Annotated in this window: 8 protein-coding genes; 4 read left to right on the top strand and 4 right to left on the bottom strand. The window is 39.6% G+C overall.

What is annotated here, in order from left to right; translation table 11 throughout:
- Positions 1-40 precede the first annotated feature (40 nt).
- On the bottom strand, positions 41-2,053 hold the full coding sequence (locus OK18_RS05180; RefSeq protein ID WP_053327324.1) for a BCCT family transporter: 2,013 nt from the start codon (positions 2,051-2,053) through the stop codon (positions 41-43).
- Between the two features lie 223 nt (positions 2,054-2,276).
- On the bottom strand, positions 2,277-3,503 hold the full coding sequence (gene hutI, locus OK18_RS05185) for an imidazolonepropionase (protein WP_053327325.1): 1,227 nt from the start codon (positions 3,501-3,503) through the stop codon (positions 2,277-2,279).
- Positions 3,504-3,713: 210 nt separating this feature from the next.
- Between hutI and ruvB the strand changes: the two genes are divergently transcribed.
- The 4 genes from ruvB to coaE are packed head-to-tail and all read left to right on the top strand — an operon-like array spanning position 3,714 to position 6,902.
- A complete protein-coding gene (gene ruvB, locus OK18_RS05190) occupies positions 3,714-4,736 on the top strand; it encodes a Holliday junction branch migration DNA helicase RuvB (protein ID WP_053327326.1) in 1,023 nt (340 codons plus the stop codon).
- 35 nt (positions 4,737-4,771) lie between these two features.
- On the top strand, positions 4,772-5,383 hold the full coding sequence (locus tag OK18_RS05195) for an FMN-binding negative transcriptional regulator (protein ID WP_053327327.1): 612 nt from the start codon (positions 4,772-4,774) through the stop codon (positions 5,381-5,383).
- 13 nt (positions 5,384-5,396) lie between these two features.
- Positions 5,397-6,263 carry an MBL fold metallo-hydrolase gene (locus OK18_RS05200; RefSeq protein ID WP_053327328.1) on the top strand — a complete coding sequence of 289 codons (867 nt, stop codon included), beginning with the start codon at positions 5,397-5,399 and terminating at the stop codon, positions 6,261-6,263.
- Positions 6,264-6,272: 9 nt separating this feature from the next.
- Positions 6,273-6,902, top strand: coding sequence for a dephospho-CoA kinase (gene coaE, locus OK18_RS05205; RefSeq protein ID WP_053327329.1), 630 nt, complete (start codon positions 6,273-6,275; stop codon positions 6,900-6,902).
- A gap of 86 nt (positions 6,903-6,988) precedes the next feature.
- On the opposite strand, the gene OK18_RS05210 is transcribed toward coaE, so the two are convergent.
- Positions 6,989-11,968 (bottom strand): GEVED domain-containing protein, encoded by a 4,980-nt coding sequence (locus OK18_RS05210; protein ID WP_053327330.1) that lies wholly within the window; start codon positions 11,966-11,968, stop codon positions 6,989-6,991.
- 233 nt (positions 11,969-12,201) lie between these two features.
- On the bottom strand, positions 12,202-16,638 hold the full coding sequence (locus tag OK18_RS05215) for a GEVED domain-containing protein (protein ID WP_053327331.1): 4,437 nt from the start codon (positions 16,636-16,638) through the stop codon (positions 12,202-12,204).

The following is a 16,638-nucleotide window of genomic DNA, read 5'->3' on the forward strand; positions in this document are numbered from 1 at the left end:
TTATACAAATCATTCATTATAAGAAAAACAGATCATTTTTTTATTCCTTTTTCTGATTGGCATTACTGCTGATAAACATTTCATTCCGTTCTTCTGAAACAATTTCCAGAAAACGCTCGTAATGTTTCAATACGTCCGAGATCAGTTCATTCTTGGTGAAGTATTGTACATCATACCCTTCCCTCCCATCTCCGAAGTAGGATCTTGGATAATGGGTTTTATTATCCTCCAGATCAGGAAGGTTTTCTTCGTTAATGATGTATTCGGATACGGTTTTCACCTGGTTTTTAATCCCATAAATAAAGTTATTAACAACACCCTGATGGATTTCTATTTCTAACCTGACAGGGTTTTCATACTGATTTATTTTGGCTTCAATTCCGTTGGCTGCAAATTCATCTTTCAACTCTGTAAATGCTTCTTTTGCTTTTACCTGGATAAAATGGTCTACTGAAGAGTTGTCTTTAAAGGAAACGATATTTTTTAAACGTTCTTTCCAGAATTCACCGGACCACGGAACTGTAGAGGCTGAAAAGTTTCTGTCATAGTATTTCTGATCAATACTAAGACCTTTCATCAAACTGACAATAAATAAAATCACAATAACGGAAAAAGGTAATGCCGTAATCAGGGTCATACTCTGGAGGGCTTTTAAACCACCCACGTTCAGCAACAATAAGGATAAGACAGCCAATAATGCTCCCCAGAAGACAATCTGCCATTTAGGAGATTTGTTGGCATTTTTGGTAGCGATGCTATTCATTACAAATATCCCGGAGTCTGCTGAAGTTACAAAAAAGATAAGGATGATAAGAATGACAAAGAAACCGGTAAAAGACGAAAATGGCATGTATTCTAAAAACCTGAACATTAATGCATCCGGATCGGCAGCAAATTTACTTAACTGCCCATCAGCGATGTTCAGATCAAACCACATTGCACTGTTTCCAAATACAGACATCCAGATAAAATTGAACAACGTCGGTAATATCAAAACAGCCAGGATAAATTCCCTGATTGTCCTTCCTTTGGAAATCTTCGCTATAAATAATCCTACATACGGAGACCACGAAATCCACCATGCCCAGTACAGAATCGTCCAGTCATAGAACCATGGCAATGCATTTTTTTCATACACATGGGTATTGAAGGTCAGGTTAAAAAAGTTATTGATATAATTTCCCAGACCTTCAGTAAAACTTCCGATCAGATAAACTGTAGGCCCCAATATCAGTACAAACAATAAAAGTCCTATAACACTGATCACATTAATGTTACTTAATATTTTCACTCCTTTTCCTACTCCTGAGATTGCTGAAATCACAGCAATAGAAACCAGACACACCACAATGATAACCTGATACGTGAAGCTATTTTCAGGAGTGACATGAAGAATGTTCAATCCGGAACTGATCTGGACCACTCCAAATCCCAAAGTAGTGGTAATTCCAAAAAAAGTACAGCAAAGGGCAAAAACATCAATTGCATTTCCCCATTTCCCATTAATCTTATTTTTGAGTAAAGGATAAAAGCAGCTTCTTAATGAAAGAGGCAACCGGTAACGATAGGCAAAGTAAGATAATGAAAGTCCTACCACCCCATAGATAGCCCACGCATGGATTCCCCAGTGGAAGAACGTGTACAACTGTGCCTGCTTGGCCCTGCTTACATAATGGTTATCGGCAAAAACCTCCGAGGAATAATGCTGCATTGGCTCAGCCACGCTAAAGTATATCAGACCGATTCCCATTCCTGCTGCAAACAACATCGAAATCCATGAGAAGAATGAGTATTCCGGTTTACTGTCATTAGCACCCAGCTTTATATTCGCATATTTACTGAATAGCAGGTACACTAAAAAGATCACAAAAAGCGTTACAGACCAAACGTATACCCAGTTTAAGTTAACAAATATAAATTGTTTGATCTCGTTCAGAATGTTTTCCGTCGGTTTAGGATAAACAGCAGAAAGAAAACAGGTTCCTATAATAAAAATCAAACTCGGAATAGTGACCCCTTTGTTAAAAGTAGATCTGACATGTTGAAAATTCATCTTTTATATTTTCGTATTTAATAGTATTGATAAGCCTTCCTGGTATAAGATATAGCTGTAATAAAAGTACTAAGAAGGGGAAAATATCCAGGTTTCCGCCCTGTCTGTTGTGTACTTAAGAACTATTGAAAATCGCTGTTTTTAAAACAAGTCAACGGCAATCGTGGCACAATATAAGGATTCTTAAATAAATACAAAAAATGCAAAAAGCTTTATAATCCCATCATATTACTTTTTGGCCATCAATATAAACATGCTTTGCTTTCAAACTTCCCTGATTATAAAGCACATTCTGGAAATTATTAGTTGGGAAAGTCACAAAATCAGCTTTTTTACCAGTTTCCAGTTTTCCTCTGTCTTCAAGGTTAAGGGCAAAAGCTGCACGGAAAGTTATTCCTGCTAATACCTCAGCCGTTGATAATTTTTGAAAAGCCGCCAGGATCGAAGCCTGTGTAATTAAATTCCCCATAGGTGCTGACCCGGGATTCCAATCACTGGCAATGGCTACTATGGCTCCTGCATCCAATAGCTTTCTCGCCGGTGTAAATTTTTCTCCTAATCCCAAACTGGCTCCAGGAAGAGCGGTCGCCACAGTATCGGATTGTGCTAAATAATCAATATCTTCATCAATGGTAGCTTCCAGATGGTCTGCAGATTTTGCCCCTACTTCTACGGCAATTCTTGAACTTCCGGGAGTAAATTGATCTGCATGAACGGTAATTTCAAAACCTAAGTCTTTAGTTTTGAGTAAGAATTCTTTACTTTCTTCCGGTTGAAAAGCAGATTTCTCAATAAAGATATCTACACGGTTTGCCAGGCCTTCCTCTTTTACTTTTGGTAGGATTTCAGTGAGGATATATTGCAGGTATTCCTGGTTACTGCCTTCAAAATCCCTTGGTTTCAGATGGGCAGAAAGACAAGTGGGAACCAATGTTGCCCGGGTATACTCTTGTGCTTTTTTGATGATCCGGAGCATTTTCAATTCATTCTCCACATCAAGGCCATACCCGCTTTTAACTTCAATGGTTGTAATTCCCAGGTCAATAAGGAAATTGATACGTTCCAGCAAAGTTTTTAACAGTTCTTCTTCTGACGCATTTCTGGTATGTTGTACAGAGCTCCAGATTCCACCTCCACTTTCGGCGATTTCCAGATAGGTTTTTCCGGCATTACGCATGGCAAAATCATTGGCCCTGTTTCCTCCGAAGCAAATATGGGTATGAGCATCCACAAAAGCCGGCAAAGCTACTTGTTCACCTTCGATTATTTCAATTTCTATTGCAGGATTTTCATTTTTTAATGCTTCAAAATTTCCGGTTTTCTGAATCGTATTGTTATCTACTACAATTCCTCCATCAACAATTATTTCAAGCTGTTCGTCGGTAAGTTTCCCTCTCAATGGTAAGTTGGCAAGCGTCACCATCTGTTTGAATGGTCCTATTAATTTCATTTTTTTAGGCTAAAGGTTAGAAAATGAATTTTACCGGTTTAAGGTTAATTCAAATTTTATTTTCCTCTCAAAAATACTTAAAATATCCCAATTATTTAAGTCTTATCCGTTACATTTCAACCTCAACATACAGCTCAGCTTCAATCTGAACCTTTCAACTTTTCAACCTTAACCTAAATTTCCTATCTTTGAGGTAAATGAAATGAATTAATGCCAGATTTTTTACATCCAGATAAGGAAAACTACTCACGCGAGGAGCTGATGCAGGAAGAACAGATACGTCCCCAGAGTTTTAAGGATTTTGCGGGGCAGAGAAAAACGCTGGAAAACCTTGAAGTTTTCGTTACTGCTGCCAAGAGGCGTGGCGGTGCACTTGATCATGTCCTGTTACATGGTCCGCCGGGCTTAGGGAAAACTACGCTAGCTAATATTATTGCCAATGAGCTTGGTGTCAACTGTAAGATTACTTCAGGACCTGTTTTGGATAAACCCGGAAGTTTAGCGGGATTATTAACGAATCTGGAAGAAAATGATGTACTTTTCATTGATGAAATCCACCGCTTATCTCCGGTAGTGGAAGAATACCTGTATTCTGCCATGGAAGATTATAAAATCGATATCATGCTGGAGACAGGCCCCAATGCCAGAAGTGTCCAAATCGGACTGAATCCTTTTACATTGGTAGGAGCAACCACCAGAAGCGGAATGCTTACAAAGCCTATGCTTGCCAGATTCGGTATTCAAAGCAGGCTGGAATACTATTCTATCGAACTTTTGTCTATGATTATTCAGAGAAGTTCCAGAGTTCTGGGGGTGGTTATTTATGAAAATGCAGCCATAGAAATTGCAAGAAGGAGCCGGGGAACTCCCAGAATTGCCAATGCGCTGCTGAGAAGGGTACGTGATTTTGCGGAGATCAAAGGTAATGGGGAAATTGAAATCAATATTACAAAATATGCTCTTGATTCTTTGAATGTGGATGAGTTTGGCCTTGATGAAATGGATAACAAAATCATGCGTGTCATGATCGAGAATTTCAAAGGAAAGCCTGTAGGAATTTCCGCACTGGCAACTTCCATAGGGGAAAATCCTGAAACCCTGGAAGAGGTATACGAGCCGTTTCTGATCCAGGAGGGATTTATTATCAGGACACCAAGGGGAAGGGAAGTAACAGAAAAAGCATATCAGCATTTAAATATTACAAGACCAAAAAATCCCGGAGAACTTTTCTGATTTAAGGATTAAAGTTAAATTTAAGCTAAAAGTAAATGTTTGTACCTAAATTATACAAAAGTGATGATAAGCAGCTGATGAAGGAAATTATCAGAGAAAATGCTTTTGCATTGCTTATTTCATCTGTTGATAAGATTCGTGCGACTCATTCCATGATGATGCTGAACGAGGATGATCCTGAAAATGCTTATATTGAAACCCATATTTCCAGGGCTAATCCTCAGGCAAAAATTTTAAAAAACGGAGATGAAGTCCTTTGTGATTTTCTTGGCGCCCACACTTATATTTCCAGCAGCTGGTATGACCATATCAATGTTTCTACATGGAATTATGAAGCAGTACAGATTTACGGAAAAGTTGAATTGATGAGCAATAATGAACTGTATATTCATTTGGAAAAGCTAACCTCAAAATATGAAAAATTCCAGCAGTGTCCTATGATGGTGAAAGATATGGGAAAAGAATTTGTGGAAAAGGAAATGAAGGGAGCATTGGGCATTAAAATCATTCCGACAGAAATATTTATCAAGCAAAAGCTGTCTCAAAATAGAAAAGAAAATGATTTTCAGAATATCATTTCCCATCTGGAGCAGGCGGATGATAATGCCAGGAAAATTGCTGAGAAAATGAAACTAATGAAAAAATAATCAAAATATACATATGAAGCTATATCCAATACAATGTGGAAAATTTAAACTGGACGGCGGTGCAATGTTTGGAGTCGTCCCAAAGAGTCTGTGGGAAAAAACAAATCCGGCAGACGAAAAAAACCTGATCGAACTGGGAACCCGTTCCCTGCTCATAGAAGACGGCAAAAAACTAATCCTGGTAGACTGTGGCCTTGGCAACAAACAGGATGATAAATTCTTTGGACACTACTCTCTTTGGGGAGACGATAACCTGGATAAAAATTTAAAGAAATACGGTTTTGTAAAAGAGGATATTACAGATGTATTCCTTACCCACCTTCATTTTGATCACTGTGGTGGTGCTATAGAATGGAATGATGACAGAACCGGCTACAGACCGGCTTTTAAAAATGCACAATTCTGGACGAATGAAAATCACTGGCAATGGGCAACAGAACCTAATGCAAGAGAAAAGGCCAGCTTCCTGAAAGAAAATATTATTCCGATGCAGGAAAGCGGACAGTTGAACTTTTTACCTCTTCCTGCCACGGGAAATTACGGTTTTGCTCCCGATCTTAAAATGGACGTGATCTTTGTAGACGGACATACTGAAAAGCAAATGCTTCCTGTCATTCAATATCAGGAGAAAACAGTTGTTTTTGCAGCAGACCTTATTCCTACCGCAGGCCATATCAACCAGGTATATGTAATGGGATATGATACCAGACCTCTTTTAACATTGGAAGAAAAAGGAAAGTTCCTTAAACAATGTGTAGATAATGAATACCTCCTGTTCTTTGAGCACGATGCTCATAACGAGCTGGCAAGTCTTAAAATGACAGACAAAGGGGTAAGACTTGATGAGACGTTTAGTTTTAATGATGTTTTTGGATATTAATTTTTGATTATGGAAGAATTGCATTCAGAAACACAAAAAAAAGAACCTGAACCAGCGCCCAAAATTATTGGGTTAACAGGAGGTATCGGCTCAGGAAAAACAACAGTAGCCCGGTTTATTGAAGAATTCGGTTTTCCGGTGTATTATTCTGATGACAGAGCTAAAACCATTGTTAATGACAATGAGAATTTGAAAATAAAAATAAAGGAATTATTAGGAGATGAGGCTTATGATGAGAACGGTCTTTACGACAGGAAGTTTGTTGCAGGTAAAGTTTTCAACAATAAAGAATTGCTTCATCAGCTCAATGAAATCATCCATCCTGCCGTACGCCTTGATTTTGAAGATTGGGTAAGAAAGCAGACGAAATATCTGGTTTTTAAAGAAACCGCTTTGCTATTTGAATTAAAGCTCAACAGGCAGTGTTATAAGTCCCTTTTGGTAACTGCTGAAGATAATATTAGAATCAAAAGGGTAATGGACAGGGATGGTAAAACCTATCGTGAGGTAGAAGCCGTTATGGAAAAACAAATGCCTGAGAAAGATAAAATTAAAATGGCAGATTGCATCATTTATAACAATACCAATCTGGAAGAACTAAAAGAGCAGACCGAAAGGATTGTGTTTAATATTGAATAATAAAAACTCGTCAGAAAAGTTTCTGACGAGTTTTATTGATAAGCAAAAGCCCTCATATAAGAGGGCTTTTACCATATAAATAATGCTTATTCTTTGATGAATTTCTTTTGCGCTGTCCTGCCATTGTCATCGATATCAATGATATACACTCCATTAATCAATCTGCTTACATTGATCTGATTGTTCAGTAATATACCATTAGCTACCACCTGGCCCACTGCATCATAAATCTTATAATTCGCTTTCTTACTGATATTCTTGACGTACAATACTGAACTTACCGGATTAGGATAAATAAGAATATCGGTCTGATTGATAGGGTTAGGAATAACCTTTCTGGAAATCCTTACGGAGTAATCCTCTACTTCTCCATTCGCAAAATTGACACAATTCACCGGAATTCCATCTCTTTGCATAGCAACCCTCATAACGACATATTTATAGTCTGTCATACTTACAAAAGCATCTGTAGGTACACTGAATGTTCCTGTTACCGGGCTGGTGGTATTAGGAGGAGAAGTAAATACTCTTTCATTGATATCAAATTCACCGTTTCTGTTAAAATCAATCCAAACGGCTATTCCCTCATTATGATTTGTTCCCGTCCATTTCTTTTCTATAGTGATCTCATTATTCACAGATCCTTGGATAAGCTCTATAAAAGTTTTGGGCACCCCGGTATAATCGGTATACGTAGATGCACCGGAAGTATTTTCCATAACGGGTTTACCATTTGGTTTAACAGTAACCTTGGAAATATGCTCACTTGCGGAGCTTACGGATGACATTATGCAGTAAGTCACCGTAGGAGTAGTGAAATAATACGGAGGGGTAAAGCTTCCCGGTGTTCCGTTACAGATATTGGCAACCTGCATTTCGTATTTCGTCAATTCTGTTAATCCGGTCAGTTTATAAGTATTGGTTGGCACCTGAATGGTTGTCCAGCTTGGAATTCCTACTTTTCTATACCTTAAAATATATGTTGCCCCAGGGAAAGGATCCCATTTAATGTCTGCCGTTGTAGGCAATAATTGAGTAATTGTCAGCCCTGGCGGGGGAAGTTCACATATTCTTTCTGTTGTAAATACTTTTGGGTTTGAATATGGATTCGGAGAGCTTTCTCCGGCACACTGGCTGGCAATTTGTACTTCGTAGGTAGTATAAGGGTCCAGGCCACCCAATGTATAGGTATTAGCGGGAGATGCAGGCAGTGATATTACCGGATTCGGCCATCCTGTTGTTCCAACTTTTCTCCATCGCATAATATAGGATACGCCCGCTATGGCCGGATTCCAGGTTACTAAGGCTGAATTTGCAGTGATGTTACTAATAGTAACGTTCGGAGGAGCGGGATCGCATCTTGTAGTAAAAGTATTAATAGGGGTAAATGTACCCGGAGTAATTCCGCAGTTCGCTGCAACCTGTACTTCATAGGTGGTGGATGGAAGTAAGTTTGTTAATGTATAGGGAACATTCGAAACATATACACTTGTCCATGTTGTTGTACCTTGTACTCTGTATTGTAAAAGGTAGGTAAGATTATTTGTTGCTGCCGACCAGTTAGCAACTGCAGAATTATGAGTAATTGTAGTAAATGTCAACCCGGTTGGTGTTGCTGTACTACAAGGTTTCAGTTTCACAGCATAATCTTCTACTTCACCGTTTATAGCATTCTGACACATCACAGGGGCACTTGTACGTCGTAATACCACTCGCATTGTCGTCGTCAAAGGTCCCGAATAGGCATTTGCCGGGACAGGGAATGTTGCAGTAACAGGTGTTGTAGTATTCGCTGAAGAAATTAAAATTCTTTCCGAATTATCAAACTGTCCGTTTCTGTCAAAATCAATCCATGCTGTAACTGCGGCATTATTGGTGGTGCCTGTCCAGCCTTTTGAAACCGAAATTTTATTATTCACAGAACCAATTTCCAGGGTAATTAAAGTAGCCGGTGTAGTATAGCTTATATAGTTGGTTTGTACAGAATTGTTACTCATAACCGGCAATGCAGGGTTTACCGGCGTAACGGTCACATTTGAAATATGCTCATTAGTACCTGTACCCGTCATTGGACAATAAGACAACGGAGGGGTTGTAAATTGTTGAGAAGGAGAAAATGCACCTTGTGTTCCGTTGCATTTTGTAGATACCTGAACCTCATATTGGGTTTGTTCTGTCAGGTTCAAAATAGTATAATTATTACCTGGTGCCGGAACAGGATTTATAGTAGTCCATGCAGTTGTCCCTACTTTTCTATATCTTAACACATAAGTAGCCCCTGTGGTAGCTGCCCAGGAAACATTGGCTGATGTAGGAGTAAGATTTGTAATGCTGATGTTGGAAGGAGCTGCATTTGTACACGGCTGCATGTCAATCAGCTTCACGGCATAATCTTCTACTTCTCCATTCGTAAAAGTACCACAGGCATTTGGTGAACTCGAATCTCTCAATACTACCCGCATACGGGTTGTCAACGGACCGGCGTAAGCTGTTGCAGGTACCGTGAATGTTCCTGTCACCGGAGTCGTTGTATTATTGGCACCATTTAGAATTCTTTCACTGGTTTCAAAGGTTCCGTTTTTATTAAAATCTATCCATACACTTACTGCTTTACTGCTCAAACCGGCAGGCCATGATTTTGAAACAGTAATACTATTATTTACCGTTCCTCTTACCAGGGTAATTAGTTTTGTTGTATCACCGGAATAATCTGTATAATTATTTGCTCCTGAACTATTGCTCATTGTATAAGAATTCACAGGCACCACCGTTACGTTTGAAATGTAGCCCAGATCGGTATTGCTGGAAGTAGCCGGACAATATGGAGTCATAAAAACTGTAATGGCAGAAAAATTGCCCGTAACTCCTGAACATACATTTGCTATACGGACTTCGTAGTGGGTACCGGCTGTTAAACCTGTAAGCGTTACCGTATTGGTTGTAGGTGCCGGCGTATAGGTAGTCCAGTTTGCAGTTCCTGCTACCCGGTACTGAACCACATATGTAGCATTGAATGAAGGGTTCCAGGTAACTGTTGCCATAGTTTGCGTTATAGCAGACACCTGCACTCCTCCCGGAGGGTTGGTGGTACAGACCGGTAAAGTATCTATCGCGGCTGTTCCTATTGCATAAAATACATTATTGATTGCGCTTATCCTAATTTTTGCAGTTCCTCCAACTGTTAACGGGAAAGAACTGAAATCCAGGGATTCACTTCCATCATTGGGGGTGGAAGCCGCAACGACGTTCCAGGTTGCTCCGTTATCCGTAGTAAAATCTATTTTTACATTTGCAACATTATAAGGAGCCGCATTGGTATTCATTACGTCCCAGGTTACGCTGGTAGGACCATTATTATAGATGGTAGCAGGGTTTACTTTGAACGGGCCGTTGTTTCCTACGATAATAGTTTGTGTTGCACTCTGAGTCTGCTGTTGATTGGCGACTGGATTATTATCTCTTGCTGTTATTGTAAACTTGGTTGTTCTTGCAACAGTAGATACAGCTTCCCATAGGTTATTGGAATTGTTTAAAACGCCAGCCAGTACTGAGGACAGTCTTGGAAAATAACGGGTAGGACTATTAGATGGTGCTACGGATCTAAAAGATGGCCCCGTTGCAGTATTTCCTAAATTGGCATTATTTATTACTTCGTTAGCAATATCTACTTCTTCCCAATTAAAGGTCATAGGATCATTCTCAGCATCTGTAACAGATGCTGTCAAAACAAAAGCCGTCCCTTTTGGAATATTATATGTCGTAAGTGGAGCAATTACCGGAGGGGTATTTATAATATTTGTTTCTACATCACATGTTTTACTGACCAGATTTGCCTGAATCTGGGTAATATTGGTAACATTAAAATAAGGGTCAGAATTCGCCTGCACATCTGTAGTTGCTCCCGTAATACCGGCATACCCCATAATACTGGATCCTGATCCTGGTTCCACACTGGTAGAAGAGCCCAACTGAGGAGCTGAATAGGAAAAACTATGTACTCCTCCCAGCTGATGGCCAATTTCATGAGCTACATAATCTATATCAAATTTGTCCCCGACAGGAGGGCTATTGCCTGGAGAGGTCCAACCAGAACCTTTATCATGGGTTCCAGGTGACACATTATCCCGGCATATACAACCTACACATCCTGCATTTCCTCCTGCTCCCGGAGGAGCAAATAAATGCCCTATATCATAGTTTGCATTTCCAACTGCTGAAGTAATTACATTCTGCACCTGAGAATTCCAACCTACAATACCATTTGCAGTTCCGCCTTCCGTTGAAGAATAAGGATCAGTACTTGCATTGGTATAAATTAAGCCTGGATAATTTTGCAGGTTCAGATGTACTGCAAAATCTTTTTCATACACCCCGTTTATTCTTGTAAGTGTTGCGTTCATAGCGGCTAGTGCTCCTGCTACAGTTCCTCCATGGTATTGGGTATATTCACCACAAACACTTAAGGCTAGCCTTAGTGTCCTGTATTTTCTATCTGAAGATCTGGCAAAATCGCCCGGTTGATTTTTAAAAGATGATCCTGCCTGATAAAGTTTTTCTATTTCATGTTTACTGGCATCGGATTCTTCTGTTGAACATAGGAAACCTTTTTTACCTCCTTCTGTCTTTTGATGAACACTGTAAACTGTTTTACTGGTATTGGCCGGCTCAATGAATTCATATCCTCCTTCCTTAATAATCATAGATTGAAAATCATCAGGAGCTAAACTGAACCTTACATATTTGGAAGGATCATCAATCCCTACCCCTACATATGAGCTCAATTGATATTGTTCTGCTAATTCTTTCACTACTACCGGAAAACTATACACAGAAAACTTTTCCAATTTTCCATTTAACGTAGGTAAAGATATGACTACAGGTTTTGCATTTTTCCCTGTTTCCTGTGCTTTTGCTAATTGAGATTTTAACAATGAGATATCTAATGTATAATAGTTCCTGCCCGTTGAACTATTTTTAGTGCCTTTTTCCCCGGATGTAACTGTCCATTGTGACGGGACTATTGCGAACAAACAAAAGAAAAAGAAAGAAGTAAAAATTTTCTTCATAGTTTCGTTTAATATTTTGTATTAATCATACAAAACTAAATCTTTTTATATCAACAAGCAATGCTAAAGCCGTTTTTAATGAAAAATCAATAATAAAACACATTAAAAGTTTAAAATATTCACAATTTATTAATGTTTGAATGATATTTTAAACAATCACCCGTTAAAAACGGGTCCATAAAAAAAATAAGCCCCCGGAAATGGAGGCTTATTCTATTTGAAATTTACATTATTTATTCTTTAATAAATTTCTTTTGAGCTGTTCTGTCATTATCTTCAATATCTATTACATACACACCATTAATCAATCTGCTTACATTGATCTGGTTGTTAAGCAAGATACCTTGTGAAACTACCTGACCGGCAGCATTGTAAATTTTATATTTAGCTTTGCTGCTGATATTTTTCACATATAACACTGTAGTTACCGGGTTAGGATAAATAAGAATATCCGTTTGATTAACAGGGTTTGAAACTGCCTTTTTAGAAATTCTTACTGTATAATCCTCTACTTCTCCGTTAGCAAAATTTACACAGCTAACCGGGATACCGTCTCTTTGCATGGCAACTCTCATTACTACATATTTGTAGTCCGTCATGCTTACAAACGCATCTGCAGGCACATCAAATTTACCTGATACCGGACTTGTAGTATTTGGAGGTGAAGTAAACACTCTTTCATTGATATCAAATTCGCCATTTCTGTTGAAGTCAATCCATACAGCAATGCCTTCATTATAATTAGTTCCTGTCCATTTTTTCTCAATAATGATTTCATTATCGGTAGAACCTTGGATTAATTCAATAAATGTTTTAGGAACTCCGGTATAATCGGTATAGGTAGATGCCCCTGAAGCATTTTCCATTACCGGTTTTCCATTTGGCTTCACTGTCACTTTGGCAATATGTTCTGCAGCAGAATTAGTTGAACCCATGTTACAATATACTACTGTAGGGGTTGTAAAGTAATATGGAGGTGTATAAGCACCCGGTGTACCATTACAAATGTTAACTACCTGCATTTCATATTTCGTTAATTCCGTTAAGCCATTCAATACCAGAGTATTGGTAATACTTGAAACTTCTGTCCAGCTTGGAATTCCTACTTTTCTGTATCTCAGAACATAGGTTGCACCCGGGAAAGGATCCCATTTAACTTCTGCCATTGTCGGGAATAATTGAGTGATTGTCAATCCCGGCGGCGGAAGCTCACAAGTTCTTTCCGTAGTAAACACTTTAGGGTTTGAATACGGATTCGGAGTATTTTCTCCAATACATTGGTTAGCTACCTGTACTTCATAGGTTGTATAAGGTTCCAAAGGAACTACGCTACCAAGAACATAAGTGTTGGCTGGCGGAGCTGGTAAGTTAACAGTAGTCCATGATCCGGCACCTGTAGAACCTACTTTTCTCCATCTCATAATGTAGGTAGAGCTCGCTGCAAGTGGTGACCAGGTGATTAACGCTGTACTTGTCGTAATATTACTGATGGTAACATTAGGAGGAGTAGGATCACATTTTGTGGTAAAGGTTTTGATTGGAGTAAATGTACCCACAACATCTCCACAAACTGAAGCAACCTGTACTTCATATGTTGTAGCCGGTGTTAAACCATTTATTACAAGCGGGATATTGTTCAGCAGTGCAGAAGCATATATTTCTGTCCATGCTCCCGGAGGAGTGGTTTGAGCTCTGTATCTTACAAGATAAGTCAATGTACTTCCAGAAAAAGCTAATGTCACCGAATTATGTGTCGGGGTCATCGTTGGCTGATTCGGAGTGGTAAGGCTGCATGGTCTTATTCTTACTCTGTAGTCTTCAACTTCACCGTTTACTGCGTTCTGACACATTACAGGAGCACTTGTACGTTTCATTACCACTCTCATTGTAGTAGTCAATGGCCCTGTATATGCATTTGCAGGAACCGGGAATACAGCGGTAACAGGAGTAGTTGTACTGGCAGAAGAAATAAGGATTCTTTCAGCATCTGTAAACTGTCCGTTTCTGTCAAAGTCAATCCATGCTGTAACAGCACCGTTATAAGTTGAGTTTACCCAGGCTTTGGTAACAGAGATTTTATTATTCACAGAGCCGGCGTCTAATGTAATAAGAGTCTCCGGAGTTGTGTAGCTGGTATAATTTGTTTGGGCAGAGTTATTACTCATGACAGGTACTCCCGGATTAGAGGAAGTAACGGTAACATTTGAAATATGATCATTAGTTCCCGTACCCGTCATTTGACAATATGACAATGGTGGTGTTGTAAATGTCGTCGTTGGAGAATATGCGCCTGTAGTGGTTCCACATTTAGTAGAAATCTGAAGGTCATATGTCGTTTGCTCAGTAAGCCCAGGAATTGTGTAAATACTTTGACCAACCGGTAAAGTATACGTCTGCCAGGCTCCTGAAGGAGACACTCTCCATCTGATAGTATAAGTAGCTCCTACAGCCCCGATCCAAGAAACTGTTGCTGACGTTGCTGTAAGGTTTGTCACTGTAATATTGGTAGGAGGAGCAGTTGTACAGGCAGGCTGATCTATCAGCTTTACTGAATAATCCTCTACTTCACCCCATGTAAAGTTTCCACAGGCTGATACTGAGCTGCTTTCTGCTAAAGCAACACGCATTCTTGTGTTAAGGGTACCTGGGTAAACACCCGGAGCTCCTGGTACTGAGAATGTCGCTGTAATTGGAGTCGTGGTATTACTTGGAGAAGTCACAATTCTTTCACTTGCTTCAAAAACACCGTTTCTGTTGAAATCAATCCACACTCCGGTTGTAAAACTGTACTGAGTACCCGGCCAGGTTTTTGAAATACTGATAGAATTATTTGCACTTCCTCTTACCAGAGTAATTAAACGGGTAGCATCTGTGGAATAATCCGTATAGTTACTGAACCCGGAATTACTGATCATAACCGTTGAGTTTGTCGGAGTCACTGCAACCTGGCTGATGTAGCCGTCTATTGTAGAGCTTGTAGATGTTGCTGTACAATAAGTAATGGCAGGGGTTGTAAAGTTCACACTTGGAGAGAAAGCTCCTGTAGTACCATTACATACTGTAGCCACCTGAACTTCGTATGGTGTTTGCTCTGTTAAACCACTAATAATTTGATTACTAATCAATGGCGTAGTCACAGTCACTTGTTGCCATGCTCCTGAAGGCGAAACTCTCCATCTTACGATATAAGTTGCGCCTGTGGTTGAAGTCCAGGTAACATTCGCCGTAGTTGGTGTAATATTATTAACAGCAATATTGGCAGGAGGGTTTGTATTACAACCCTGCAGGTCAATCAGTTTTACTGCATAATCTTCAACTTCACCATAAGTAAAGTTTCCACATTCGCTGGCTGCACTGCTTTCTCTTAACACAACACGCATCTTTGTTGTTAAATTTCCGTTATAAACATTCGGAACCGATGGTACTGTAAATGTAGCCGATAACGGAGATGTCGTATTACTTGGAGAACTTAATACTCTTTCATTGGTTTCAAAAACACCATTTCTATTAAAGTCGATCCAAACTCCTGTTCCGAAGCTCCATTGATAATCCGGCCAGTTTTTAGAAACGGTAACCGTAGCTGTATTGCCTCTTACCAGAGTCACTAATCTTGTAGGATCTGTAGAGTAATCCGTATAGTTGCTAAAACCTGAATTGCTTACCATAGAAGGAGCTCCTAATCCGGTTACTGTAACCTGACCGATATAGCCATCTATTGTGGAGCTTGTAGAAGCAGCCGTACAATAGGTAATCGCTGGTGTTGTAAAATTCACACTTGGTGAAAACGCTCCTGTAGTACCACCACATATCGTTGCTACCTGAACTTCGTATTGGGTTTGCTCAGTAAGGTTTGTCAATAACTGACTTCCCGCAAGTGGAGTCGTGACATTAATTGTCTGCCAAGGGCCTCCTGATACGGGCCTGTACTGCACAACATAAGTAGCTCCTATACTTGTAGTCCAGGTAACATTCGCTGAAGTTGCCGTGACATTATTTACTGCAATATTAGCAGGAGGAGCAGTTGAACATGGCTGTAAGGTAGTACTTTCTATCTGTAACCTCGGAATATCAGCATACCTTCCTTTTGCAGTAGGAGGTGAAGCCGGATCCGGATTAGTAGTGTCTTCATAATAAAGGATACCCCTGTTTGCTCCGGCAGAATAACTTCCCCAGGCTGTTCCGGGGTAATCAGAATAGCTCGGTGATTTTTCATTAACGGCAATAACAAGGTTATCTGTTCCATTCCATACAAATGGTGTCGCCAGTTGAATAGTCACCCAGTTCCCACTTGTCATAGTAGGTAAAGTTCCTGAGAACACCTGTGTCAAAGAACTTACAGGAATCCAACTCGTATTGCTGGCAAAGTTGTTCTGGGTTGTATTTCCCATATAGACCACCCAGTTATTGTAATTAGTCTGAGTAGGTACAACTGTTGTGGAATAAAACTTTATGGCTGTGATATAGGTTGCCGTACCTATTGCAGCCGAAACTTCAGCAGCAGTATAAATCTGCTGGGAGTAGTTATACCCGTAGTAGGTATATATCGGGAGATTCGTTGATGTACCGGTTCCCGTACCAATCTGCCCCGGCGTCTGACTATAGACTTTTGAAACAAAGCCTATATTTATCAAACACAGAAACAGTATTAAAGAGGTAAAGAGTTTCTTCAT

The sequence above is a fragment of the Chryseobacterium gallinarum genome, from assembly GCF_001021975.1.
Taxonomy (GTDB): domain Bacteria; phylum Bacteroidota; class Bacteroidia; order Flavobacteriales; family Weeksellaceae; genus Chryseobacterium; species Chryseobacterium gallinarum.